This window comes from Haloarcula salinisoli, assembly GCF_019599405.1.
Taxonomy (GTDB): domain Archaea; phylum Halobacteriota; class Halobacteria; order Halobacteriales; family Haloarculaceae; genus Haloarcula; species Haloarcula salinisoli.
This window is the reverse complement of the sequence record NZ_RKLQ01000002.1, coordinates 629,398-653,543: the sequence shown is the minus strand read 5'-3', so window position 1 is coordinate 653,543 and position 24,146 is coordinate 629,398. Positions and strand designations below refer to the sequence as shown.

30 protein-coding genes and 1 riboswitch are annotated in these 24,146 nt (G+C 67.6%); of the genes, 11 read left to right on the top strand and 19 right to left on the bottom strand.

What is annotated here, in order from left to right:
* Window positions 1-47: 47 nt before the first annotated feature.
* The 5 genes from EGD98_RS12605 to EGD98_RS12585 all read right to left on the bottom strand — a co-directional run bounded on the left by EGD98_RS12605 (window position 48) and on the right by EGD98_RS12585 (window position 3,439).
* Window positions 48-422 carry an SHOCT domain-containing protein gene (locus tag EGD98_RS12605; protein ID WP_220588728.1) on the bottom strand — a complete coding sequence of 125 codons (375 nt, stop codon included), beginning with the start codon at window positions 420-422 and terminating at the stop codon, window positions 48-50.
* A 97-nt stretch (window positions 423-519) separates the two neighbouring features.
* Entirely contained in the window at window positions 520-1,530 is a 1,011-nt protein-coding gene (locus EGD98_RS12600) for a lysylphosphatidylglycerol synthase transmembrane domain-containing protein (RefSeq protein WP_220588727.1), read from the bottom strand.
* 1 nt (window position 1,531) lies between these two features.
* Window positions 1,532-2,410, bottom strand: coding sequence for a polysaccharide deacetylase family protein (locus tag EGD98_RS12595; RefSeq protein ID WP_220588726.1), 879 nt, complete (start codon window positions 2,408-2,410; stop codon window positions 1,532-1,534).
* On the bottom strand, window positions 2,403-2,759 hold the full coding sequence (locus EGD98_RS12590; RefSeq protein WP_220588725.1) for a DUF2304 domain-containing protein: 357 nt from the start codon (window positions 2,757-2,759) through the stop codon (window positions 2,403-2,405). Before EGD98_RS12590 ends, EGD98_RS12595 begins: the two co-directional genes overlap by 8 nt.
* Window positions 2,760-2,761: 2 nt before the next feature.
* Window positions 2,762-3,439 (bottom strand): glycosyltransferase family 2 protein, encoded by a 678-nt coding sequence (locus tag EGD98_RS12585; protein WP_220588724.1) that lies wholly within the window; start codon window positions 3,437-3,439, stop codon window positions 2,762-2,764.
* Between the two features lie 96 nt (window positions 3,440-3,535).
* On the opposite strand from EGD98_RS12585, the gene EGD98_RS12580 reads away from it, so the two are divergent.
* From EGD98_RS12580 to EGD98_RS12570, 3 genes are all read left to right on the top strand, one after another.
* Window positions 3,536-5,074, top strand: coding sequence for an alkaline phosphatase family protein (locus EGD98_RS12580; RefSeq protein WP_220588723.1), 1,539 nt, complete (start codon window positions 3,536-3,538; stop codon window positions 5,072-5,074).
* 267 nt (window positions 5,075-5,341) lie between these two features.
* On the top strand, window positions 5,342-5,527 hold the full coding sequence (locus EGD98_RS12575; protein ID WP_220588722.1) for a hypothetical protein: 186 nt from the start codon (window positions 5,342-5,344) through the stop codon (window positions 5,525-5,527).
* Window positions 5,528-5,593: 66 nt separating this feature from the next.
* Complete coding sequence (locus EGD98_RS12570; RefSeq protein WP_220588721.1) at window positions 5,594-5,893, top strand: hypothetical protein; 300 nt, start codon at window positions 5,594-5,596, stop codon at window positions 5,891-5,893.
* On the opposite strand, the gene EGD98_RS12565 is transcribed toward EGD98_RS12570, so the two are convergent.
* On the bottom strand, window positions 5,821-6,216 hold the full coding sequence (locus EGD98_RS12565; RefSeq protein ID WP_220588720.1) for a PIN domain-containing protein: 396 nt from the start codon (window positions 6,214-6,216) through the stop codon (window positions 5,821-5,823). The two genes, EGD98_RS12570 and EGD98_RS12565, sit on opposite strands and share 73 nt — an antisense overlap.
* Window positions 6,213-6,446, bottom strand: coding sequence for an antitoxin VapB family protein (locus EGD98_RS12560; RefSeq protein ID WP_220588719.1), 234 nt, complete (start codon window positions 6,444-6,446; stop codon window positions 6,213-6,215). Before EGD98_RS12560 ends, EGD98_RS12565 begins: the two co-directional genes overlap by 4 nt.
* A 92-nt stretch (window positions 6,447-6,538) precedes the next feature.
* On the opposite strand from EGD98_RS12560, the gene EGD98_RS12555 reads away from it, so the two are divergent.
* A complete protein-coding gene (locus EGD98_RS12555) occupies window positions 6,539-7,150 on the top strand; it encodes a DUF309 domain-containing protein (RefSeq protein ID WP_220588718.1) in 612 nt (203 codons plus the stop codon).
* Between the two features lie 73 nt (window positions 7,151-7,223).
* Here the strand turns inward: EGD98_RS12555 and EGD98_RS12550 are convergent, their stop codons facing one another.
* Complete coding sequence (locus EGD98_RS12550; protein WP_220588717.1) at window positions 7,224-8,294, bottom strand: type II glyceraldehyde-3-phosphate dehydrogenase; 1,071 nt, start codon at window positions 8,292-8,294, stop codon at window positions 7,224-7,226.
* A 156-nt stretch (window positions 8,295-8,450) separates the two neighbouring features.
* On the opposite strand from EGD98_RS12550, the gene EGD98_RS12545 reads away from it, so the two are divergent.
* The gene (locus EGD98_RS12545; RefSeq protein WP_220588716.1) at window positions 8,451-9,404 is read left to right on the top strand and encodes an aminopeptidase; all 954 of its coding nucleotides are present in this window, start codon (window positions 8,451-8,453) and stop codon (window positions 9,402-9,404) included.
* 107 nt (window positions 9,405-9,511) lie between these two features.
* Here EGD98_RS12545 and EGD98_RS12540 read toward each other — a convergent pair whose 3' ends face one another.
* Window positions 9,512-9,931 (bottom strand): DUF1648 domain-containing protein, encoded by a 420-nt coding sequence (locus EGD98_RS12540; RefSeq protein ID WP_220588715.1) that lies wholly within the window; start codon window positions 9,929-9,931, stop codon window positions 9,512-9,514.
* 114 nt (window positions 9,932-10,045) lie between these two features.
* Between EGD98_RS12540 and EGD98_RS12535 the strand changes: the two genes are divergently transcribed.
* Together EGD98_RS12535 and EGD98_RS12530 are read left to right on the top strand one after the other, a co-directional pair.
* Complete coding sequence (locus EGD98_RS12535; RefSeq protein WP_220588714.1) at window positions 10,046-10,699, top strand: HVO_0476 family zinc finger protein; 654 nt, start codon at window positions 10,046-10,048, stop codon at window positions 10,697-10,699.
* Between the two features lie 76 nt (window positions 10,700-10,775).
* A complete protein-coding gene (locus EGD98_RS12530; protein WP_220588713.1) occupies window positions 10,776-11,504 on the top strand; it encodes a protein-L-isoaspartate O-methyltransferase family protein in 729 nt (242 codons plus the stop codon).
* On the opposite strand, the gene EGD98_RS12525 is transcribed toward EGD98_RS12530, so the two are convergent.
* The 6 genes from EGD98_RS12525 to EGD98_RS12500 all read right to left on the bottom strand — a co-directional run bounded on the left by EGD98_RS12525 (window position 11,501) and on the right by EGD98_RS12500 (window position 15,741).
* Window positions 11,501-11,947: a DUF7382 domain-containing protein gene (locus tag EGD98_RS12525; RefSeq protein WP_220588712.1), complete on the bottom strand. Its 447-nt coding sequence runs from the start codon at window positions 11,945-11,947 to the stop codon at window positions 11,501-11,503. The genes EGD98_RS12530 and EGD98_RS12525 overlap by 4 nt on opposite strands.
* Before the next feature lie 91 nt (window positions 11,948-12,038).
* Window positions 12,039-12,404 carry a fluoride efflux transporter CrcB gene (gene crcB, locus EGD98_RS12520; RefSeq protein WP_220588711.1) on the bottom strand — a complete coding sequence of 122 codons (366 nt, stop codon included), beginning with the start codon at window positions 12,402-12,404 and terminating at the stop codon, window positions 12,039-12,041.
* On the bottom strand, window positions 12,398-12,787 hold the full coding sequence (locus EGD98_RS12515; protein WP_220588710.1) for a CrcB family protein: 390 nt from the start codon (window positions 12,785-12,787) through the stop codon (window positions 12,398-12,400). The genes crcB and EGD98_RS12515 overlap by 7 nt, the downstream gene beginning before the upstream one ends.
* 5 nt (window positions 12,788-12,792) lie before the next feature.
* A riboswitch (Fluoride riboswitch) is annotated at window positions 12,793-12,865 on the bottom strand.
* A gap of 49 nt (window positions 12,866-12,914) precedes the next feature.
* Entirely contained in the window at window positions 12,915-13,946 is a 1,032-nt protein-coding gene (locus tag EGD98_RS12510) for a metal ABC transporter permease (RefSeq protein WP_220588709.1), read from the bottom strand.
* Entirely contained in the window at window positions 13,943-14,695 is a 753-nt protein-coding gene (locus EGD98_RS12505; protein WP_220588708.1) for a metal ABC transporter ATP-binding protein, read from the bottom strand. Before EGD98_RS12505 ends, EGD98_RS12510 begins: the two co-directional genes overlap by 4 nt.
* Window positions 14,692-15,741, bottom strand: coding sequence for a metal ABC transporter substrate-binding protein (locus EGD98_RS12500; protein WP_220588707.1), 1,050 nt, complete (start codon window positions 15,739-15,741; stop codon window positions 14,692-14,694). The genes EGD98_RS12505 and EGD98_RS12500 overlap by 4 nt, the downstream gene beginning before the upstream one ends.
* Before the next feature lie 128 nt (window positions 15,742-15,869).
* On the opposite strand from EGD98_RS12500, the gene EGD98_RS12495 reads away from it, so the two are divergent.
* Both EGD98_RS12495 and EGD98_RS12490 read left to right on the top strand, forming a co-directional pair.
* A complete protein-coding gene (locus EGD98_RS12495) occupies window positions 15,870-16,976 on the top strand; it encodes an aminotransferase class V-fold PLP-dependent enzyme (RefSeq protein WP_220588706.1) in 1,107 nt (368 codons plus the stop codon).
* Window positions 16,977-17,001: 25 nt separating this feature from the next.
* Window positions 17,002-18,342, top strand: a complete 1,341-nt coding sequence (locus EGD98_RS12490) for an eIF2B alpha/beta/delta subunit family protein (protein WP_220588705.1) — start codon at window positions 17,002-17,004, stop codon at window positions 18,340-18,342.
* A 43-nt stretch (window positions 18,343-18,385) separates the two neighbouring features.
* Here the strand turns inward: EGD98_RS12490 and EGD98_RS21190 are convergent, their stop codons facing one another.
* From EGD98_RS21190 to EGD98_RS12475, 3 genes are all read right to left on the bottom strand, one after another.
* Window positions 18,386-18,703 (bottom strand): PGF-CTERM sorting domain-containing protein, encoded by a 318-nt coding sequence (locus EGD98_RS21190; protein ID WP_220588704.1) that lies wholly within the window; start codon window positions 18,701-18,703, stop codon window positions 18,386-18,388.
* A gap of 301 nt (window positions 18,704-19,004) precedes the next feature.
* Window positions 19,005-19,709 carry a cyclase family protein gene (locus tag EGD98_RS12480; RefSeq protein ID WP_220588703.1) on the bottom strand — a complete coding sequence of 235 codons (705 nt, stop codon included), beginning with the start codon at window positions 19,707-19,709 and terminating at the stop codon, window positions 19,005-19,007.
* Window positions 19,710-19,746: 37 nt separating this feature from the next.
* Window positions 19,747-20,493 (bottom strand): MBL fold metallo-hydrolase, encoded by a 747-nt coding sequence (locus EGD98_RS12475; protein ID WP_220588702.1) that lies wholly within the window; start codon window positions 20,491-20,493, stop codon window positions 19,747-19,749.
* 197 nt (window positions 20,494-20,690) lie between these two features.
* Here EGD98_RS12475 and EGD98_RS12470 point away from each other — a divergent pair, with 197 nt between their 5' ends.
* Window positions 20,691-22,238 (top strand): alpha,alpha-trehalose-phosphate synthase (UDP-forming), encoded by a 1,548-nt coding sequence (locus tag EGD98_RS12470; RefSeq protein ID WP_220588701.1) that lies wholly within the window; start codon window positions 20,691-20,693, stop codon window positions 22,236-22,238.
* A complete protein-coding gene (gene otsB / locus EGD98_RS12465) occupies window positions 22,235-23,050 on the top strand; it encodes a trehalose-phosphatase (RefSeq protein ID WP_220588700.1) in 816 nt (271 codons plus the stop codon). Before EGD98_RS12470 ends, otsB begins: the two co-directional genes overlap by 4 nt.
* 70 nt (window positions 23,051-23,120) lie before the next feature.
* Here otsB and EGD98_RS12460 read toward each other — a convergent pair whose 3' ends face one another.
* Entirely contained in the window at window positions 23,121-24,146 is a 1,026-nt protein-coding gene (locus EGD98_RS12460) for an AbrB/MazE/SpoVT family DNA-binding domain-containing protein (protein ID WP_220588699.1), read from the bottom strand.

Genomic DNA, 24,146 nt, shown 5'->3' with positions numbered 1-24,146 from the left:
ATTCGCCACCGCGAATATCTTTACGAACTTACAGCCACCAGTATGAGCTACTCCGTCTCGCGTTCCCGCTGAGTTTCCCCAGACGGTCGCTCGCGAGCCGTCCGGACGTCCTCCGTCTCCAGTAACCGCTCGACCTGTCGCTCGAACTCCGCCTCGGTGAGCTCGCCACGGGCGTAGCGCTCCCGAAGCGTCGCCAGCGCGTCGTCCTCGTCGGTCGTTGGCCGGCTGTCGGCGGGGTGTCGGCGCTGGTAGAGCCGCGTCGCGCCCAGCGCCGTCGGGAGCACCCCGCCGAAGCCGACGGGGAAGGCCACCCAGAACCAGGGGACGCCCGCGAACATGAGCACGAAGGCGACGGCGAGGGTGAGCGTCGTGACCCTGGCGGCGACGACAATTTCGAGGTCTTCGTCTTCGTCCTCGACCATATCGGGTTGTGAAAGCCCTGGTCGTTAGGTCTTTGCCCAACATCTCTGGTGGCTGTCGGCGTGCACACCGATGCCAACAGCCCCCAGACGTGTCAGACTACAGCACGGACAGGTCCATGTCGAGCGTGGGGTACCAGCCGACGACGGCGGGGATGTAGACGCCGAGGAACCGGTCGAGGAAGATGACGGGGATGACCACGGCCTCGGGGACGCCGAGACCGACGAATACGGCGGTGGCGGTCGCCTCCGTGACCCCGATGCCGCCTGGCGTGAGCGGGAGCAGCGTGATGCTGTAAGCTGTCACCAGATAGAGCGGGAGCAACAGTGGGTCGACCGCCGCGCCGAAGGAGAGAAAGAGTAGCCAGACCCGGATACCAGGGGCGACGACCAGCGCGAGGGCCCACCCGGCACCGTAGCGCAGCCAGATACGCGGGTCCGTGGATATCTCCCCGAAGGCGTCGGCGGAGCTCTCGGTGATATCGGGGATAGCGAGGATGCGGTCGGCGAGCGCGCTCCCGATTCGGGGCACACGTTCGGCCAGCGAAGCCAGCAATCCGACCAGCCGGTCCAGCACGGTGAGGTTCATGCCGGCCAGCAGGACGACGACGCCGGCGACGAGATACAGCGCCGTCGACAGTGCCAGCAGGAGCAGGATGCCGGTAGAGACGCGGCCGACGATAGCGACCAGACCGACAGCCGAGACGAGACCGTAGAAGACGGCGTAGATGCCGGTGTGGGCGCCCGCGGCGGCGGTCGCGTCGCCGTAGTCGATACCGGTCTCGGCTCTCAGGATGAAGGGGGCGGCGAGCCGACCGGAGAGCCGCGAGGGGAGAAGCTGGTTGACGAAGTTCACCGCCAGGTCGACGCGACCGGCGGTCAGCAACGGCACACTGGCGAAGGGCGCCAGAACCGCTCGCCACGTGTCGAAGCGGGCGACGACGCCGCCGACGGTGACGAGCACGAGCGCGACGAGGACGCTGGGCTCGGTCGCCCGGAGTCGCGTGCTGACGGCGGCGATATCGACCTGCGAGAGGAGGTACGCGAGCGCGGCGATACCGACGCCGTACTGCAGGACGGAAATCGCGATATCGCGGCGGCTCGCCGTCACGTCACTCCTCCTGTGGCCCGTCCGCGGGCCGGTTCTGGTCGGTCCAGCCGGGAACGGCGTCCTCCAGCACGGACCGGGCAGTGACGAAGTCGAACGGCTGGTCGAGGATGTAGGTCAGCGCCTCGCGCATCCACTCGCCGGTGTGGTAGTAGACCCGCGCGGGGACCCCCTCGACCTGTGGCAGCCCGACCAGTTCCCACGGGTGGACGTAGAGCACCGGCGTAATTCCCCGCCGGGCGAGCAGGCGCATACCCAGCGCGGTGTAGCGCGGGCCGAAAAAGCGCAGCCACGTCCCGGTCAGGGGGAGGCGCAGTCCGGGCATCACGCTGGCGGGCAGTTCGGCGAGACCGGCGGGTGCGTCGGGGTCGACGGCCGTCGCCAGTGCGGGGGTTTCGAGGTCGTACTCGCCGCCGTACCAGCCCGGGATGGCGCGGCTCGCGACGACACTGGAGTCGTACTCATAGCCCGTCTCGGCGAGCAGGTCGAAGTGGTCGTCGGTGATGTCGAAGGCGGGGGCCCGAAAGCCGGTGACGGATTGCCCCGTGAGCGATTCGAGCCGTTCTTTCGACGTCGCCAGTTCCTCGCGGCGCTCGTCGGCGGAGCGGTCCGAAAGCAGTTCGTGGGAGTGGGTATGGGAGGCAATCTCGAAGCCCGCGTCGGCCAGCGCCTCGATGGCCTCGGGGTAGCGGTCGACCAGCGAGGAGACGACGAAACACGTGGTACTCGCGCCGCGGTCGCCCAGCGTCTCCCTGAACCACGCCAGTCCATTCAGGCCGATACCCTGCTGGTCCGTGATGCCCGAGGCCGACCGGTAGGCGGGCGTCTGGTCGAACAGCTCGACGTCGATGGAAAGTACTGCGCGGCCGACGGTGTCACTCATCGCGGAGTTCCTCGACCTCGCTGCGCAGCAGGCTGACCTCCTCGTTGAGCCGCGAGAGGCGGTCGTACAGCTTCCCGATGCGGTTGAACAGGTAGGTCGCGACGACGAAAAGCGTCAGATTGGAGATGACCAGGATGGCGCGGGCCTTCAGCTCCAGGCCCAGCACCGTCGCGAAGACCTGGAAGACGTTGGGGAAGACGGCGACGAAGATGAGCCCGCCGCCGATGGCCAGCGAGACGACAAAGAGGGCGATGGCCTCCCGACCCTGCTTGACCAGCATGTAGCCGTTGACGAGGAAGGCGATACCGACGACCAGCGAGATGAGGTTGACGAGGGTGTACTCGACCATAGTTATCGAAAGAGCAGGACACGGAGGATAGTATCGGTCATCCGAATCGGGTACAGCGCGAAGGTGTCGATGGTGAACTGTGACTCGCCCTCCTCCCGGGTGGGCATCTTCGTGGACACCTCTGTAATGGAGTAGCCGCCCTTGGCGGCCTCCAGGGTCTGTTCGATGGCCCAGTGTTTGTCCCCGCGGTGGAGTATCGATTCGAGCATCGACACCCGGTAAACACGGAACCCGCTGGTCACGTCCGTAATCTCGATGTCACCGAGCGCGTTGACCAGCCGGGTGAAAAACTGGATACCGACGTTGCGCGTCGCCGAGTAGTCCTGGTAGCTCTCGTTGAGATAGCGACTGGCGATGACCATGTCGTGGCCGTCGGTCGCGACGTCCAGGAGTTCGGGAATCTTCGCCGGGTCGTGCTGGCCGTCCGCGTCGACCTGGACGACCCAGTCGTAGTCGTGTTTGATCGCGTACTGGTAGCCGGTCCTGACTGCGCCGCCGACGCCCGTGTTGAAGACGTGCTCTACGACCACGGCGCCGTGGTCGCGGGCGATTGCGGCAGTGTCGTCGCTGGAACCGTCGTCGACGACGACGACCTGATCGACGTACTCTCCGGTCTCCTCGATGACCGGCCCGATGGTCTCGGATTCGTTGTACGCGGGAATGACGGCGACGGTACGCACTGTTTGCCCGGTATTCAGCAACCGTATATATGCGTTGTGTCATACCGCCGCGACGAGACGGAAAGACCTATTGGCGCGCTCGCGGGGAGTTGGGGTATGACGCGGACGTTCGTCGTCGGGCTCGACGGCGCGAGCTGGCGGCTGCTCGACCCGTGGCTCGAGGCCGGCGACCTGCCGAACCTGGCCGCGCTCCGGGACGACCACACCTGGGCAGAGACCGAGAGCTGTCTCCCGCCCGTGACCTTCCCGAACTGGAAGTGTTACTCCGCGGGGAAGGACCCCGGCGGCCTGGGCGTGTTCTGGTTCGAGCACATCGACCTCGCCGAGGAGCGCATCGACGTCGCCAAGGGCGGCGATTTCAAGACGGCCGAACTGTGGGACTATCTGGCCGAAGACGGCCAGACCCCCGGCGTCGTCAACATGCCGACGATGTACCCGCCCCGTGACATCGGCGGGCCCGTCGTCGCCGGCGGCCCCGACGCCGTCCAGGGCGAATACCGAAGCATCGACAGCGGCTACGCCGCGCCCGAGGGGCTGGAAGCGGAACTGGAGGAGCTGTTCGACTATCGCGTCCATCCCGACCCGCTGCTCTCGAGCAACGAGGAACGAGGCGCTGAAGTCGACGCCATCCTCGACGTGATGGAACGGCGCTTCGAGGTGGCGCTGCATCTGCTCGAGGAGAAAGAGCTCGACTTCGTCCACGTGACGCTGTTCTATCTGAACGTCCTCCAGCACTTCTTCTGGAACGACGAGCCGACCAAGCGCGCCTGGGAGATGGTCGACGAACAGCTGGGCGAACTGGCCGCGATGGACGACCTCAACCTCGTCCTGATGTCCGACCACGGCTGTGGTCCCACCACGACGGAGTTCTACATCAACGAGTGGCTCGAACAGAACGGCTATCAGGCCCACGAGCGGACCGTCGAGGACTTCTTCCGACCGCTCGGGCTGACCCGCGAGAACGTGCTGGGCGTCGCGAAGAAGGCCGGCGTCGTCGACCTGCTCGCGAAGACCGTGCCGGAGTCCATCCAGCAGCTGGTCCCCCAGAGCGCGGGCGCCAAACGCGCCCGCAAGCTCGAAGCTATCGACCTCTCCGGGACCCAGGCCGTCGCCAGCGGCCAGGGGCCCATCTACCTGATGCCCGGCACGCCCGAGTCCGTGCGTGACCAGCTCGTCGAAGACCTCCGGGCCGTCGAGGACAGCGAGGGGAAGATGTTCGACGGCGTCTACCGCGGCGAAGAGGTCTACAGCGGCGAGTACGTCGACGAGGGTCCCGAAGTCGTCGTGGATATGCGCGACGGCGTCCACGTCAACGACGGCATCGGCGGCGGCGAGGTGACGACCGCGCCGGACCGCTGGGCCGCCGAGAACACCCGCAACGGCATCTTCCTCGCAAGCGGGCCCGACTTCGCCAGCGAGGGCGAAATCGACCAGATTTCGATTACGGATATGGCGCCGACCATCCTGGCCGCCCACGGCGTCGACATCCCCACCGACATGGTCGGCGAGGTGTTGCCGATTCACAGCGAGGAGCGGTCCGTCGGCGAGCGCGACCCCATCGACATCGGCGCGCGAGGCGAGGGGACCAGCGAGGAGGTCGCGGACCGATTGCAGCAGCTCGGATATATGGAGTAGGAACGGAATTTCTTGTCTTGAGTCTCATATGCAAAAAAGATATGTGGGCGTCGCCTGTGAGCCACTACCAGGGTACACTGTCCGGAGTGTGAGCGGACCCTCGCGAACCCCCCAAAATCTCGCCTTCGCAGAGATGGGTTCGGAGGATCAGGAGTTGTTCAGTATGTCGATGATGGCGAAGCGATTCTACGTGATTAGCTGCCGGAACTGCGACCACGTCATCGGAAGCGGCGTCGCTGGCGCGTCCGGCGGTAGGAGGATTCAGGGATGTCAACTACACAGCGCTTTTCGGAGTGTGACGCGAGAATCGCATCGACGGCCGACGTCGAGTTCGTCGAGTGGGAGACGGCCGACATCGACGCTTTGAGCTTCAAAGCACCGAAGATAATGTATCTCGCCGCCTGCACGAACTGCGAGGCGGCAATCGGGGGCGGAGTCGCCGCCGGAAAGTGACCCAGACTGGAAGCTCGTTACACTCGGGGTGTGGGCCGGGACGGTTTTTGTACGACGGACCGGTAGATGGACGCATGGACGCCCACCTCCGGGCCGGTCTCGCCGTCTCCAACGCCGGCCGGTATCACGCCGCCACGGCGTCGCCATCCCCACCGACCTGGCGATATGCTGCCGATTCACCCCACGGGGCCGAACGTCGGCGAGCACGAGCCGATAGATATCGGCGCGCGAGGCGAGGGGACCAGCGAGGAAGTGGCCGACCGGCTCCAGCAGCTGGGCTACATGGAGATCAGTCAGTACAGTTCGACGTCGAGCCCGTCGACGGTCTGGAAGTCGTTATCGCTGGTGACGACCGGCTCGTTGTAGACGAGTCCGGTCGCCGCGACCACCGCGTCGTTGGGACCGAGTGTCGGCTTCGAGTCGCTCGCGAGATGTTCCCCTTCGAGGACGCCAGCCCGTCGCGAGACGTTCTCGTCGAGTTCGACGACCGGCTTGTTCGCGACGAGTGCCTCGTAGGCACGCGCATTGTCGTTCGCGTCATCTCCGGCTCCGACGCCGACGTACAGCTCCTCGATGACGACCGTCGGAATACGGGTCGGGACACCGCTTGCTTCGAGTTCCGCAGCGAGTTCGAGCGCGGCGGACTCCTCGGCCCGCAGTGAAATGAGAAACTCCGTGTCTAGAATCATTCCGAGCGCTCCAGTCGCTCACGCCGCTCCGCAATGGCCTGCGCTTCCGACTCGTCGAGCAGTTCGCGGTGGCGCTGGGCATCGTCCTCGTCGTATCCACCGGCGAAATCCAGCAGCGAGTAGTCACTCGTGAGACGGTCGATAGCCTCGGAAAACGTCTCGTCCGCCCGCTTGTGGGCCTTGATACGCTCGTAGACGTCGTCCTCGAGCCGTATCGATTTCGTCCCCATATGTATACAGTCGTATACAGACCGTTTGAATGTTGGGGCAGGCGACGAACAGGTCAAGACAGTTTTTCCCCGCCGAGTGAGTAGACAGACGCATGGACGCCCACCTCCGGGCCGGTCTCGCCGTCTACAACGCCGGCCGGTTCCACGCCGCCCACGACGCCTGGGAGGACTACTGGCTCGACCTCGACGACGGCGACGACGAGCGGTTCTTGCACGGGCTCATCCAGTTCACGGCCGTCGTCCACCATGGCACCGACGGGAACTGGTCGGGGGCGCAGGGACTGGCCGAGAGCGCCGGGGAGTATCTTGGGGACCTGCCAGCCGACTACCGCGGCGTGAACCTCGACGACCTGGGACCCTTCCTCGCGCGAGTTGCCGACGACCCCGAGAGTGTCGACTGGGACACTCCTCCGAGGCTCACCCACGAGGGGGAGCCAGTGGGCTACGCGGACCTCGACTTCGAGTCGGCGGCGGTCGCTGCCGAGGTACTGGCCGAGGCCGACGGCTACGACGAGGCAGTGGTCGAAGACGCCGTCGACTACGCGCGGAAAGAACTGGCCGAGAAGGGCGAAGGCCGCTTCGTCGGCCAGCTGTTCGCGTTCGTCCAGGAGCCGGACAACCGCGGATTCGTCTACGCCCACCTCTCGAACCACGTCGAGCGCGAACGCCAGAAGGACGACGACGTCGCCGGGCTGTTCGACTAGTAATCGTACCTATTTCTGACAGAGACGATGTTGGAAGCGGTGCTGAAAGTGCCAGACAGTCCTGTCGAAATGCCTAGTCGTCGGCAGTCCCCTCGGCGCGGGCCGGTTCGGACTCGTGCTGGACGAGTCCCTGCCCGACACCCATCGCCTCGTCCGTGCGCTGGATGCTCTGCTCGGCGCTGGCGGTCCGCTCGGAGAGCGCCCGAACGGCGTCGATGTTCTCGGGTACCACGTCGGCCTCCTGGTGGATGGCCTGGAACAGATAGAGGTCCCGGCCCTCCACCGTCACTGATTCGGCCCAGATACAGTTCTCCCAGACGTCACCGCGCGGGCGGCCCGCATCGCGGGTGTACTCCTTGAGCTTGCCAGCGCCGTCGATGCCCAGCGTCTCGGGGATGAGGAACAGTCTGGATTCGGCGCCCAGCAGGTCCCTGACTTCCGCAGCCGTGGGTTCCGATTCCAGCGTGACGTTGACCGAGTGGGTGTGCATCTGGGTCGTCGGCACCTTCATCCCCATCGTGTCGATGGCGAGGTCCGGGAACACCGTCTTGACGTCCGGGCCGTGGTGGGAGGGAATCTCGACCGGGTCGGGCAAGGTGTCGTTGATGGGGCCACGGCCCGTCTGGCCGGGGTCGCCGCCGCGACGGACCAGCGTCACACGGGCTTTCTCGATGCCGTAGGACTCCTGGAGCGGCGCGAACAGCCGTGAGAGGCCGGTCGTGTTACAGGAGACCACGCGGGCGGTGTCGGCACCGACGGCGGTGTCGTAGTTGGCCCGCGCGTTGAAGCTGACCTCGGCGACGTCGGCCGACTCGCCGCCCTGGAAGATGGCCGGCGTGTCCCGGTCGGCGTAGAGGTCGGCGTTGGTCTCGCCGACCCCGCCCGGCGTGGTGTCGACGACTACGTCGCTGGCCTCGACCATATCACCGACCGTCCCGGCGGTGGTGATGCCCGCCGCGTGGAACGGTTCGTCCCCGTCCTGACCGGCGGCGAAGAGGTCGTAGCCGCGGTCTACGGCGATGGTTGCCTCGAAGTTCGGCGAGCGTTTGGCGACGCCAGCGACCGTCATATCCGGCTGGACACGCACCGCGTCGGCGACCCGCTTGCCGATCGTGCCGAAGCCGTTGATGCCCACATGGAGCATGGAAGTGGATTCCCTGCCATCGGTTATATTCTTTGTGATTAATAATTAAAGATTTGTACTCGGATCGTAGTACCCGTCACGTGCTAGCAGGGGACAGATTGGGGGACGGCGCGGCGACCCACCAAGAGTTAATTTGTCAGGGACCCTGGCCCGGGTATGGACAACTCTTCGCTCCGCGTCCCCGCCGAAACAGCCATCAAGCAGTGTATGGACCTCCAGCCAGGCGAGTCGTGTGCGGTCGTCACCGACGACAAGCGCAAGGCCATCGGCGAAGCCCTCTATCGGGTCGCCAGCGAAATCACCGACGACACCGTCTTCGTGCGCTACCCGCCGGGGAACCAGCACGGTGAGGAACCGCCCCGTCCCGTGGCCGGCGCGATGCGGACCGCCGACGTGGTGCTGGCCCCCACCACCAAGAGCCTGACCCACACGGAGGCCCGTAGCGACGCCAACGCCGCCGGTGCCCGCGTCGCCACGCTGCCGGGCATCACCGAGGGCGTCTTCCTGATGGGCCTAGACGCCGACTACGAGGCCATCGAACAGCACTGCGAGGACGTACTCGCACAGGTCGGCGACGCCGAGGAGATTCGCGTCACCACGCCACAGGGTACCGACATCACCTTCACGGTCGGGTCCCGCGAGTGGTATCTCGACACCGGCATCGTCCACGACGCCGGCGAGATGTCGAACCTCCCCGCCGGCGAGGTGTTCATCGCGCCCGAGACGGCCGACGGGACCTTCGTCGTCGACGGGACGATGCGCCCCCACGGGAAACTCGACGGGGAGTTGCTGAGCTTCGAGGTCGAGGACGGCACCGTCACCGATATCTCCGACCCGGACATCCGCGAGCAGGTCGAGACCGCCGCCGAAGAGGTCGGCCAGGACGCCTACAACCTCGCCGAACTCGGTATCGGCACCAACGTCGCCGTCACGGAGCTCGTCGGCTCCGTGCTGCTCGACGAGAAAGCGGGAGGGACCGTCCACATCGCTATCGGCGACGACCACGCCATCGGTGGCGACACCCACGCGCCGATTCACCTCGACGGTATCCTGACTGAACCGACCGTGTACGCCGATGGGGAGGAAATAGAACTTCCGCGTGGGGAGTGAGCCGCCACATCACTGCGACCGACACAGCCGCCGCTGCTGGCGGATGAAAGGCGAGGGCCGCGAGCGGCCTGAGGGCTTCGAGTTCTGTGAGACATTGCGACAGAGCTTTACCTCGGAGAGAGCCTCTCGCGCCAGATAGCGTACCCACAAAGCAACGCACCGAAGACGATCGAGCCGACCAGTAAACCGTCGAGAGGGACCGGGTAGCCGGCGTTCCAGACGAGCACGAGGAGGTGAACGGCGGCCAGGAATCCCATAGTCGCGAGGACAGCGACGGGGCCGGTACGCGGATTCGAGGGCGGGTCGACGTACAGTGCGACGCGGAGGACCAGGAGCGTCGCGATCATGATGGCCGGTACCAGAAGCACACCGACGGCTTTCGGGACGTAGGTGTCCGGCGTGCCCGACGCCGAGACGTGGATGGCGACCTCAGCAGGTAGCTGTGGCCAGAGCGCGATACCGGCCAGTGCGGCAAGGGCCACGATACCGGCGGCGAGGCCATCGCTGCGGGCCCAGGAGGGCGGCATATGAGGCGACTTCGAACCCCTCAATTAAGTGTCTTGTCACGGCAGCTTGGGACAGCGAACCACGCGCAGCGCCGGTGCGACGACCATTTACGGCCCCACGGTGAAGAGAGCCGTATGAGCGACGCGACACCCGGGGAGCGCATCGGGCTCCCCTGTCCGGCCTGTTCGCCGGACATCGAGACGGTTCACGAGGTACTGAAGCCCGGCGGCCACGTCACGGTCCGCTGTACGGAGTGTGACCACGTCCACAAGGAGACCCTGCCCGAAGACACCACCCTCCAGCGCGACGTCGTCGTCTCGCAGGACGGCGAATCGTTCAAAGCACAGGTCGACGTGCCCGAGGACGAACAGCTGGCCGTCGGCGAGGAGTTCCTGCTGGAGACCGACGAGGCGGTCGTCTCCGCCCGCATCACCAGCCTGGAGACCGACGACGGACGGGTCGAAGAGGCCCCGGTAGAGGACGTCGGGACCATCTGGTCGCGCGCGGTCGGGAACGTCGCGGTCAACGTCACGATGCACCCGAAGGACGGCCGCCACGATATGACCGAGAGCTTCAAGCTGCAGGTCCCCGGTGACTACGAGTTCACCGTCGGCGAGACCGAGCAGTTCGGCGACGAGGAGTTCACTGTCGAGGGCATCCACGTCCGTGACGACGCCGAAGGCTACCAGCACGAGAAGCTGGATTTCGACGGCGATATGGTGTTTGCGAAGGACATCAACCGCCTCTACGTCCGCGACGAGTCCTCGACGGCCTGGTCGGCCTGGTAGCCGGACTGACCGCCCGACAGCGACGGGCCGGGACCGGCGTCGGGCCATTCTTATAGTTCCGGTGGGAATCTCGATTATGGACCCAGCGGTGCTGCGGGGCGATATGGTCGACAGCCTCCAACACGAGAGCAAGGGCGTCGTCCAGAGCGAGTGGCTCTCGGCAGCGATGCGGTCGGTCCCGCGCGAGGCCTTCGTCGGCGAGCAGCAGGCCTACTCGGACCGGCCCTTCGAGCGACTGGGGACCCGCGTCCTCTCGCCGAGCACGGCCGCTCGGCTGCTGGAGGCGCTCGCTCCCGAGGCGGACGACGAGGTGCTCGTCGTCGGCGCCGGCGTCGGCTACACGGCCGCCGTGCTGGCCGAGCGGGTCGGCCCCGCCCGCGTGCAGGCCATCGACATCACCCGGCGGCTCGTCTACGAGGCGCGCTCGAATCTCGCCGAGGCGGGCCACGAGGCCGTCCTCGTGGACCGCCGCGACGGCGCCGAGGGGCTGCCCGAGTACGCCCCCTACGACCGGATTCTGCTGGAGGCGGCGGCCGTCGAGCCGCCCCGGGCCCTGCTCGACCAGCTGGCCGACGACGGGCGACTGGTGATGCCACTGGGCGCGAACGAGCAGACGTTGGCTATCGTCGACGCCGACGGCCGGGCCGAGCGCCTGGGCAGCGTCGCCTTCCAGCCGATGCTCGTCGAGGGCGAGCAGGCCGACACGGTCGAGCGCAACCGGACCCGCCGCGAGGACCGCGAACACGCCCAGCGGTCGGCCCAGTCCCGGGCCGGCTGGGAGCAAGACTGGATCGACTGGGACTAGTCGTTTCTCACCACCAGAAGCTCCGTGTTCGACTGTTCGTCCTGGTAGTTCCCACTCGACGGCGGTTTCACCGTGAACGTAACCGTCCCCTCCTGCTGGTTCGGCCCCAGCGACGGGTCCAGTGACAGCTCCGCTTCGCCGTCGTCGCCGACTTCCGCCGTCGTGACGCTGTCAAGCGTTGCCGTGCCGCTCTTGGCGACCACCGTCGCGCCGGCGACCGGCGACCCTTTCGGGTCGACGACGGTGACGGTCACGTCCGTGTCGCCCGGCCCAGTCACCTCGGGGTCGGGTTCGACGTCGACCTCGGTCACCTGGAGCGTTCCCAACCCCGATATAGTGCTCATCATCACCCCGAGACAGGCCACGCCGACGACCAGCGCGACGACCAGCCTGATGGGGAGTCCCTCTATCGCCCGTTCGTCACGCCACAGTGAGTGCGACATAGGCCGGGCTGGTCGTGTGCTGGTATTTGAACCGTCGGGCGAAAAGCAAAGGCCGAGGACAGGACCAGCGAACGGGGCAGCGCCCCACAGCCTACAGGCCAGCCACGGCGACGACGCCCCACGCCAGCCCGATGGCCGCCAGCGCACCGGCCAGATTTCCGGTCGCGTTGAGCCCCGCCTTCAGCCGGTCACCCGACTCCCACAGGTGGACGGTGTCAAAGGAGAACGAGGAGAACGTCGTAAAGGAACCACAGGCCCCGGTGCCGACGAACAGCAGGAGGTCGCTCCCGAGACCCGCGAACGTGACCAGCCCGAGGACGAAGCTCCCGACGATGTTGACCGTGAGCGTCCCCAGCGGGAACCCCTCGACGTCGACCGCCGAGCCGAGGTAGTGCCGGCAGAGGGCGCCGATGGCGCCGCCGGTTCCCACGAGGTGGGCGGGTTCGATAGTCACCACGTCGGGTCACCGCCTTCGAAGACGGCGACGACCTGGCGGGCCAAGAGCACACCGCTAAAGCCCAGCGCGTAGCTGGCGAGGACGTTCGCCACGGCCCATTCGGGCGTCAGGGCGGTCTCGACGGCGAACGTGCTGTAGGTGGTAAACGAGGAGAGGAAGCCGGTGGCCGCGGCGACCTTGGTCTCCCCGGAGAGCACCCCCAGATGCATCGCCTCGTACAGCAGGAAGCCAAGCGCGAAGCTGCCCAGGGCGTTGACCAGGAGTGTCCCCTCCAGCCCCGGAAGCAGCGATCCGACGAAGTACCGCAGGTTCGAGCCGGCGAAGCCGCCGATACCTATCAACACGACCGTTTCGACCGTCAGCAGTGGATGTGACTCTGTCATGGCGAACGTGGACAGGAGTCATCAGCCCGACGGGGGGCCGGGCGGTTGGGTCAGGCGGACTCCATCGCCCGTCTTGTCACGGGATTCCGTGAGTCCGTGTATATCGGTTGCGAAAGCTGTCGGTTCGTCAGTCCGACTCCGTCTCCTCGGCACCGGCCGGGCCCGCCACCGGCGCCGCAGTTGCGCCGAGGCGGCCCTGGAGTTTGCCGAGACCGACGGCGGTGACGTAGATGGCGACGGCCACGAGGACGATGACACCGCCGGCAGTCGCCTCCGCGTAGTAGGCGACACCGATACCCAAAAGCACCGCCAGCTCGGCCAGCACGACCGAGACGAGGATGGACTCGCTGAAGCTCCGGGAGACCTGCGTCGCGCCGGCGACGGGGACGACGAGCATCGCGGCGACCAGAATGACGCCCATAATCTGCATCGCGCCGACGACGACCATCGCCGTCAGCATCACCGTCACACGGTTGTACCAGCGGACCGGGAGCCCGGAGACGGCGGCGGCCGTCTCGTCGAAGGTGACATAGAGCAGCTGGTTGCGCGTCAGGGCGACCACGCCGACGATGACGGTAAACAGCGCGAGCAGGATGGCCGCGTTCTCGGCCGAGACCGTCGAGAGGTTCCCGAAGAGGAACTGGTTGACCCCGACGGAGAGCCCCCCAGCGTTGAGGCTGATGAGCGTCGTCCCCAGGGCAAAGCCCGTCGAGAGGACGATGGCCATCGAGACGTCGTTGTCGGCGTCGGTCGCCTCCGTGATGAGTTCGATACACAGCGCGGCGAGCATCGCGACGACGACCGCCGTCAGATACGGCGAGACGCCCAGATCGAGGACCGCGTTGAGAAAGAGGCCGATGGCGACCCCGGCGAAGGCGGTGTGGGCGAGCGCGTCGCCGATGAGCGCGAGCTGACGATGGACCAGGAACGTGCCGATGAGGGGGGCCATCACACCGATGCAGATACCCACCAGTATCGCCCGGTGCATGAACCCGTACTGGAGCAGTCCCAGCCCGGTCGCGGCGGCGAGCCAGTCCATCAGTCCGGACCAGAGCGCGAGCACCCAGTAGAAGGGCGCAAAGAGGAGGTCGAGCGGGCCGGTCTGGAGCGGCCCCGGCTGGAGCAGGCCGGCCCCGAACGCGAGCACAGTAGCGCTCATCCGTCGTCTCCCATGAGGCTCGCCGCGGTTCCGAACGCACGGCCCAGGGCATCGCCTGCGACGAACTCGTCGGTCGGGCCGTCGAAGTAGACCTCGCGGTTGAGACAGACGACCCGTTCGGCGTGTTCGGTGACGGCGCCGAGATCGTGCTCTATGAGCAGGACGGTGATTCCCTCGGCGTGCAACGACGAGAGCAGCTCGTAGAAGTCCGCAACGGACTCGACGTCGACGCCGACGGTCGGTTCGTCCAGCACCAGCAGGTCGGCCTCGCCGGCCAGCGCCCGGGCGATGAAGGCCCGCTGGCGCTGCCCGCCCGAGAGCTGTGTCACCCGCCGGTCGCGCAAGGCCGTCATCCCGACTGTCTCGATAGCATCGTCGACGATGGCCCAGTCCGACTCGGAGAGCCGGCCGAAACCGACGTGGGGGAATCGGCCCATCTTGACGACCTCACGGACCGTGATGGGCATCGACTTCGCGGCGCTTGCGTGCTGGGCGACGTAGCCCAGTCGGTCGCCGTCGTCGAACGTGCTGGCGGATTCGCCGAACAGTCGGGCGGTCCCGGTGTCGGGCTGGAGCAGGCCGAGCGCGAGTCGCATGAGCGTGGACTTGCCCGAACCGTTCGGGCCGACGACGGCGACGTACTCGCCCGCGTCGATTTCCAGTGTGATATCTTCGACGACTGGCGTGGCCGTGTAGCCGAAAGTAACCGAATCGAGGGCGACCACGGGCTCCGTGTCGGACCCAGTCATTCGAAGTTCCGCCACTCCTCGGCCCACCCGTCGGGACCGGCGTCTTCGGGCGCCTTGTTGCCGAGGACGACCTCGAAAGTGGGCATGTTGATGTTGTCCGCTATCTCCTCGTACCCCCACTCTTTGGCGACCCAGTCCTCGCGGACACCGGCGTAGGGCGTCACGGGGAAGTACGCCTCGACGCGAGTCTCGGCCAGCAGTTGCCTGGCCGGCCGACGGGACTCGAAGACGCCGTTGGCGATGTAGCGGATGTCGTTTTCCCTGATGAACGCCTGGGCGTCCCGCATATCGGCTGGCGTCACGTCGTCACTGGCGGCCAGGTTCGTCACGATGGGGCGCATCTCGACGCCGTAGGCGACGCCGATGTACTGGAAGGCGTTGTGGGCGGCCAGTTGCACCACGTCCCGCTCGGCTGCGTCGAAGATAGCGCGGTAGTCGTCGTCGATGCGCCCGAGCACGTCCGTCTTGTACGTCTCGGCGTTCTCGCGGAAGGTGTCCTCGTGGTCGGGCAGCAGGTCGACAAAGCCCTCGGTGATGTTGTCGACCGACTGCGCGGCCCGTTGTGGGTCGAGCCAGAAGTGCGGGTCCTTCCCCTTCCCCTCGCCGACGCCCTCCTCGTCGGGGTCCAGCGACGCCGCCAGGTCGACGAGCTCGACGCCCTCCCGGACGTTGATAAGCGCCGTGTCGACGTCGTCGTCTTGCAGCGTCTGGATGGCGCGGTCGGCCCACGGCTGGAACCCCGGGCCGACGTGGACGAAGGCGTCGGCCTCGATGATGTCCCGCGTGACGCTGGCGTTCGGTTCCCACCCGTGGCCGTGCAGTCCCGTCGGGACGAGGTTCTCTACGGTCAGGGGCGTCTCGCGCGCTATCTCGCGGCCGAAGTCGTAGAAACTGAAGAAGGAGGCCACCGCGGTCGGCCCGCTCGAGGCCGCGCTCCCCCCGAGACAGCCCGCGAGTCCGCTCGCGAGGAGCCCGCCGCTGGCGGCGAGCACCTGGCGACGGGACCGGCCCCGTCTGTCCGTCGTCTGTCGCGTAACGTTTGTCATTGTGTGTAGTAGAGTTACCCAACTTATTAATCGTTGCTATCGAATTATTTGTTTAGACTAGTCTAATCAACTGTCCGTCCCGCCCCCGCGGGCACAGGGCTGAAAAGTCCGGTCCGCGACGACTACGTATGGACCCTGCGGAGCTTCGCGCGGCGATACCCGCACTCGACCGCTGTACGTACTGCAACACGGGCGCGAGCGGGCCCAGCCCGCGCAACGTCGTCAGAGCGGCGACCGATTTTCTAGAGCACCACGCCTTCGAGGCCCCCGCCGACGAGGGGCCCTACACCGTCGCGTTCGACGCCCTCGAAGCGGCCCGCGAGGTCGCCGCCGGCCATCTCGGCGCTCGGCCCGAAGACGTCGCGCTCACGCGGAGCACGGCCGACGGCATCAACCTCGTCGCGAACGCTATCGACTGGCAGCCCGGCGACGTGGTCGTCCGGACCGACCTCGAACACCCCGCCGGGACCCTTCCCTGGGACCGGCTGGAAGACACCCACGACATCGAGGTCAGGGTGGTGGAAACCGAGGCCGGGCGGGTGGACATGGACGACCTGAAAGACGCCGTAGACGGCTCCAGGCTGCTTCTCACCAGCTCGCTGACCTGGAGCCACGGGACCCAGTTGCCGGTCGGCGAGATGGTCGACATCGCCCACGACGCCGGGGCACAGGTGCTCGTCGACGCCGTCCAGTCCGTCGGGCAACACCCCGTCGACGTCCGGGAGTGGGGCGCCGACTTCGTCGCGACGGCGGGCCACAAGTGGCTGCTCGGGGTGTGGGGCAGCGGGATGCTGTACGTCGACCCCGACGCGCTCGCTCGCCTCCAGCAGACCCGCATCGGCTACCGCAGCGTCCAGGACATGGGCGCCGACGAGTACGCCTACCACGAGGGTGCCCGCCGCTTCGAGGTCGGCACCACCTCGCCGGCGCCCTACGTCGCCCTCGCGGAGGCCATCGAGACGATGGAGTCGGTGGGGCTCGATACCGTCCAGTCCCGCGTCGCGGGCCTGACCGACCGGCTCAAAGCGGGGCTCGACGACCGACTGTTGAGCCCCGAGCACTACGAATCTGGGCTCGTGACCTTCGAGGCCGACGACCCCGAGGCGACCGTCGAGCGACTCGGCGAGCAGGGCATCGTCGTGCGGTCGCTTCCCCACCCTGAGGCCGTGCGGGCGTCGATTCACGTGTTCAACACACCCGGGGAAATCGACCAGTTGCTCGACGCCCTAGCTTGATTGCCGCGCCACCCCTCGCACCCGTATGGACGAACGGCCGGTCGTCACCTGCTTTATCCGCAACGACGGCGAGCTGCTGCTCCTGCGCCGGAGCGGCGCCGTCGGGAGCTATCAGGGGCAGTGGGGCGGTGTCGCCGGGCACGTCGGGGAGCCCGAGCAACGTGAGGGCTCCGGAAGGAGCGAACGGCACCGCCGTGAGCAAGCAGGAGACGACACCGAGCGCGACCCCGAGACGGCCGCGCGGGCCGAAATCGCCGAGGAGACCGGGCTGGCCGACGCCGTGGCGCTCGTCCGGTCGGGCGACCCCATCACCGTCGAGGACGGCGAGCGCCGCTGGCTGGTCCACCCCTACCTCTTCGACTGTGACTCCCGAGCGGTCGAGACGAACGAGGAGACCACCGACCACGAGTGGGTCCACGCACCCGAAATCCTGCGCCGGGAGACGGTCCCGCGACTGTGGACCAGCTACGACCGGGTCCGGCCCCGCGTCGCGACGCTTTCCGACCGAACCCATGGGTCGGCCTGGCTCTCCCTGTGCGCACTCGAAACGCTGCGGGACGAGACAGCCCTCGCAGTCGAGAGGCGCGACGACGCTGGCGAGACGAGCGAGCGGGCGGGCGACGACTGGGCAGCGCTGGCGGCTCTCGCTCGGCGCTTGCGGGACGCCCGGCCCTCGATGGCAGTGCTGGAAAACCGCATCAACCGCGTGATGACGGCAGCGAGCGACGAGCGGACGCCAGCGGCTATCGAGCGGGCCGCTCGCGGCGCCATCGAGCAGTCCGTCGGCGCGGACCGCGAGGCCGCGCGGCTGGCCGCGTCGGAACTACCAGCGCGGGTGGCGACGCTCTCGCGGTCGGGAACCGTCGCGGCGGCGCTCCGGCAGGGCGACCCCGAGGCGGTGCTGGTCGCGGAGTCCCGACCCGGCGGCGAGGGGGTCGGCGTGGCCGAGTCGCTCGCCGAGTCGACGGGCGTGACGCTGACGACGGACGCGGCGCTGCCGTTCGAACTCGACGACTGGGACGCCAAAGCGGTGCTCGTCGGTGCAGACCGGGTGTTGCCCGACGGCAGCGTCGTCAACAAGGTGGGCACCCGCGGGGCCGCCCTGGCGGCGGCCGCGGCGGGCATCGACTGCCTCGTCGTCGCGGCCAGCGACAAGGTCGCCGCCGACGGGCGCTACGACCTCGAAGCCCGCGACCCCGGCGAGCTGTACGACGGCGACGCCGACGTTCGCGTGGCGAACCCGACCTTCGACGTGACGCCGGCCGACGCCGTCACGGCGGTCCTGACCGAGCAAGGCCGGCTCTCGACGGCGGAAGTCGGCGCCGTGGCAGCCGCTCACCGGGAGTGGGCAGATTGGGAGACCTAGCGGGGCGACGGAACGGCGTCGTGTCACCCCGCCACCGACGCGGTTACGTCCGCCGGCGGGCGACGTACGCCGAACCGACGACGAACGCGACGAGCGCCCCGAGTACTCCGAAGCCGGGGCCGTCACCCGACGTCGGCGTCGACGAGTTATAGCTCACCGGCGAGCCACTGGGCGACGTGACCGGCAGGTCGGACGGCCCCTGGTCGGCCGTCTCGTCGGGTGTCGGGGTGTCGGTCTCGTCGGGTGTCGGGGTGTCGGTCTCGTCGGGTGTCGGGGTGTCGGTCGTCTGCTGTGCCGCCACCGGCGACGCCAGCACGCCGACGCAGACGACGGCCGCGACGAGGCACACGAGACGGTTCACGCGGCCCCACCCCCGGCGGGCCCGCCGTTGCTCCGCGCGTCACTTGCGGCTTCGGTACTTGTGTCCGCAGTGTTGTCGTGGTTCATCATCGGTAGTCTGTAGACGACCCCGCACCGGTAGCCACTCCCCGATGTGCGTGTACAGCCGTCAATCCGTACCCAGCAGAGGATTTATCTTAAATCTTTAGCTTAAATTAACCAATGAGCGGCTGGGTATTGCCCCTATTACGGCTAGAAAAATGCGCGAGGTGAGAGATATCGGCGCGGTCGACGCCCACTCGGTGCCCCACGCAAGGGGACGGTCAGTCCCAGCGCGCGACGGCTCGCACCGGGGCGCCATCGCCGTCGGCGAGTGCGAGCGGGACGGCGGCGAGTTCGAACCGCTCCGGAACGCCGCCGAGGTTCGTCAGGTTCTCCACGACGAGCCGGTCGTTCCCGAGCAGTTCGTGATGGGCAGGCACCCCCTCGACGGCGTCGTCGTCGGTCGCGTGCGGGTCACCACTCCCGCCCGCCCCATCGGTCGCGTGCGGCTCGTTACTGCCGCCCGCACCTGTAGCCGGCGTCGGGTCGACGTTGAGCGCGTCGACGGCCACGTCGTACCCCTGCTCGGCGCAGTGCCGGGCCGCGGCTGGCGTCAGATAGGGGTGGTCGAGGTAGTCGGCGTCGCCCCAGTGGCGGTCCCAGCCGGTCCACAGGACGACGGCCTCGGCGTCGACCGACGGCAGGTCGGCGGGCCGAATGGGCTCCCGGGGCGAGTGGTCCCGGAGGTCCACGCGGACCGCGTCGCGGACGAACCGCGAGACGGGAAACTCGTCGATAGCACGGCCGTCGGGTTCGGTGTGACTCGGTGCGTCGATATGCGTCCCGGTGTGGCTCCCACACGAGAGCGCCGAGACGCGGTAGCCGTCGGCCACCATCGTCGCGTGGGGGTCGACAGTGACGGCGGGGTCGCCGGGGTACACCGGCATCCCCGACTCGACGGGGTGGGAGAGGTCGGCAGCGGGCATATCGGGAAGAAACGGGGTGGACAGGTAGCTGTGGCGGTCAGTGCTCGTCGAGCACGACGGGAATCCCCGCCTCGGCGACGTCGGCGGCGAACTCGCGGGAGTCGGCTTCCAGATTCGAGAAGGTGTTGTAGTGGACCGGCATGACCAGACGGGGCTCGATAGTGGTCGCGAGCGCGGCAGCCTCGTGGCGGTCCATCGTCGCCCGTGGACCGATGGGCGGACAGAAGACCGAGGTCTCCAGCGTGCGGTGACCCGGCAACACGTCGCTGTCACCGGGGTAGTACACCCGCGTGCCGTCGACCGCGACCATGAACCCACAGCCAAAGCCCTCCGGGTGGTACGGCGTCCCGTCCGGCAGCGTGTGCTTGCCGTCGGGTTCGTTGTGGGCCGGCGAGGTCCAGATGGGGACGCCGTCGACCTCGATGTGTTCCTTGTTCCCGACCTCACGGACCTCGTAGGGGAGGTCGACGATAGAGGGGAGGTCCCGCTCGACGTCGCGGCCGTCGATACCTTCGAAGGCGACGATAGTGGTGTCCTCGTTCGCGACCCGCTCGATGCCGTCGGGGTCGTAGTGGTGAACGTGGGTGACACAGACGATGTCGGCGTCCTCGGCGCGGTAGTCGGACGTGGGCGGGTGGCCGATGCCGTCGCTGTGTGGCTCCCACTCCCCCGTGAGAACGCCGTAGCGGCCGGGGTCGGTGTACACCACGCAGTCCTCACTGGCGATGCGTATCGTGGCGTAGCCCAGCCAGTCGATGGTCAGGCCCTCGTGGCGGACGGTCATTGGCGGGGATTCGTGGGGCCACTGGCATAAACCGGTGGTTTTCACGCGGGGTCGCAGGTATTGCGAGGGGCGACGAAACGACGACAGATTCCACCCCGCTGTGTGGCCGTTTCGTGACTTCTCTGTCCGGTTTGTCCCCTGTGGTTGCAGCTGCAAGCCGTTCGTATATGTCAGTTCGGTTCGACATCTTACGTCAGATGAGTAACAATACGACCGGTACGGACGACGCCGACCCGGACGGGGCCCAGTCGACCGACTGGGCGGACGCCATCGGGTCGGGCGGGCTCGTGGTGGTGTCGAACCGGCAGCCCTACAGCCACACCTACGACGGCGACGACATCGCCGTCGAGGTCCAGGCCGGCGGCCTGACGGCCGGGCTGGACCCGGTGATGCAGTCGGTCGGCGGGACGTGGGTGGCGTGGGGCGACGGCGACGCCGACCGGGAGGTCGTCGACGAGGACGACTGCGTCCCGGCCCCGCCCGAGGACCCCGGCTACACGCTGCGTCGCGTCTGGCTCGACGACGAGGAGGTCGACGACTACTACTACGGGTTCAGCAACCAGGTCCTCTGGCCCATCTGTCACTCGGCGCTGACCAACGTCACGGAGTGGGAGCGCTACTGGGAACAGTACCAGTCGGTCAACGAGCGGTTCGTCGACGCCGTCGAGGCCCACACAGACCCCGGCGACATCGTCTGGTTCCAGGACTACCACTTCGCGCTCTCGCCCGCCATCGCCCGCGAGCGGGTCGCCGACGACACCGTGTTGATGCAGTTCTGGCACATCCCCTGGCCGGCCTGGGACACCTTCCGGGGCTGTCCCCACGGCGAGGCGATACTGGAGGGGCTGCTCGGCAACGACCTGCTCGTCTTTCACGTCCCCAGATACCGCGAGAACTTCTTACACTGCGTCGAGACGGCGCTGGACGAGGCCGAAGTGGACCACGAGGCGGGGACGGTGACCTACGACGGCTACGAGACACAGGTCACGGAGTTCCCGATGGGGGTTCAGGTCGACGAAATCGCCCAGCGGGCGGCCACCGACGAGGCCGAGGAGTTCTGGGCCGACTTTACCGAGAAATACAACGTCGCCGACACCGTCGCCGTCGGCGTCGACCGGCTCGACTACAGCAAGGGCATCCCCGAGCGACTCCGGGCCTTAGAGCAGTTCTGGGAGCGAAACCCAGAGTGGCGGGGGCAGCTCACGTACGTCGAGAAGGGCAGCGAAACCCGCTCCCAGATACCCGCCTACCAGGCCATCCAGCAACGCATCGAAGACGCCGTCGAGCGCGTCAACGACCGCTTCGGTACCGACGACTGGACACCGGTCCTCTCCTTCGAGGAGTACATCTCGAAGGAGGCGCTGGCGAGCCTGTATCGCCACAGCGACCTGGCGCTCATCAGCCCGATTCGGGACGGGATGAACCTCGTCGCCCAGGAGTACGTCGCGGCCCAGATAGACGAGGACGGCGTGCTCATCCTCAGCGACCAGGCGGGCGCGGGCCGGATGCTCGACGCCGCTCTCATGGTGAAACCCCAGAACACCGGCGCCTTCACCGACGCCATCGAGGAGGCGCTGTCGATGCGCGACGCCGAGAAGCGCGCCCGGATGCAACGCCTGCGCGAGCAGGTGGCCGAGAACGATCTCGCGACGTGGACGGGGCTGAACCTGCGGGCGGCCATGGCGCTGCGCGACGGGGAAGGCTCGGTGAGGGAGCCGGAGCTCCCGACGGGGGGCCAGCCATGACGGCCCAGCAACAGACGCCGGTCGCGAACGTCTACAGCATCGACCGGCAGCTCGGGGAGGCCGAGGGACTGTTGGTCGCGCTGGACTTCGACGGGACGCTCGCACCTATCGAGGACGACCCGGACGCCCCCGAGATAACGCCGGCCAACCGGCGGGCGGTCGAACAGCTCCAGGACCATCCCGATACGATGGTGGCCGTCGTCTCCGGCCGCCAGCTGGCCGACCTCCGCCCGCGGGTCGGCATCGAGGGCATCCGCTACGTCGGTAACCACGGACTGGAGTACACCGTCGACGGCGAGCGGGAGGTCCACCCGGAGGCCGAGGCGCGGATGGCGGACCTCCAGCGCGTCCGCGAGGAGATCGAAACGCGCCTCGCGGACATGGCGGGCGTCCACGTCGAGGACAAGGCGGTCACCCTCACCGTCCACTACCGGCGGGCGAAAGACGCCTCCGCCGAGGCGGTCACGGCCATCGTGAACGAGGTAGTCGACCCCGTCGAGGGACTCAAAACCGGCAGCGGCAAGATGATAGTCGAGGTCAAACCGACGGTCGACTGGCACAAGGGCGCCATCGTCGAGTGGCTGGCCGACGAGGTACCCGACACCTGGCGGACGGTGTACGTCGGCGACGACACGACCGACGAGGACGCGTTCAAGGTGCTCGGGGAGGGCGATTTCGGCGTGCTCGTCGGCGAGCGCTCGACCGCCGCCGACTACCGCGTCCCGGCCCAGTGTGAGGTGTCGCGGCTCCTGAACTGGCTGCTGGGCGTCCTCGAGGGCGAGATGCCCGAGGAGGACCGCGAGAAACAGTAGGGTAGAGCCAGGAGAACGGCTTTCTGGCTGTTACTACCGCTGGTAGCGAGAAGAACCACGACGACGGTAGTCAGGGTGCCTGCCCGACGTCTGCCGACCCCGACGAACACCGCTCGCGCAGGAGCGCCTGCAGACCGACCTCGGCTATCTCCCCGGCCGCCTCGGTCGTTCGCCGGAGCGCGTCGACAGCGTGGATGAGTCGGTAGTCGGCGCCGTCGGTCTCGAACAGGCGGCGGTCGAAGGCACGGATGTCCGCGGCCAGTTCGTCGCAGTCGTCCAGACAGCGACGAGCGGCGGCCGTGTCCCCGGCCTCGTCGAGGACGACGCCGACCGACTCGCGAACGAGGTCACGGCTGCGGTCGGCCAGGTCGTCGATCTGGGCGGCGACTGCGGCGTCGACGGGGTCGTCGAGCCGGTCGGCAGTCGTCGCTATCCGGTCGGCGTGGTCGGCGACGCGGGCGAGTTCGCGGGCGGTGACCCAGCGGTCGAACAGGGCCGGGCGGGTCAGTCCCAGCGCGTCCATCACCGACAGCGAGTCCAGCCCGCGCCGGACGTAGTGGTCGACCATCGCGGCGATGCGGTCGGTGCCGTCGCCCTGTCCGCTCGGGGGTTCGGGGGTCGTGGCCGTCAGGGCGGCCGTGGCCTCGCGGTGGGTCGACAGCGCCGCGAACTGGAGCTGTCGGACCGACTGCGGTATCGACACCTCCTCGACGTCAAGCAGCGACCGGACCTGGATGGCGTCGTCGCTGGAGTCGGTGACGGTGACGCCGGTCAGGGTCCGGGTGACTCGCTCGACCCGGCGGTGGGTTTCCTCGGTGACGCCGTCGGGGGCATCGAGTTCGATACGGTCGATACCGGCGGCGTAGGCCGACCGGAGCACCCGTGTGAGCGAGCGCGTATCGGCGTCAGCGACTGACAGCCCCAACAGCGGGTCGTCGTCGTCCTCGACGTCGGTCTGGACGACCAGCGTGCCGTCGATGTGGCTGTGCAGGGCGACGACCGCACCCGGTTCGATGTCGGCCGCCGTGGCCCACTCCTTGGGCAGGGAGACGGTGTAGGTGCCGCCGCCGACCTGCTGTATCTTGCGTGTCTCCAT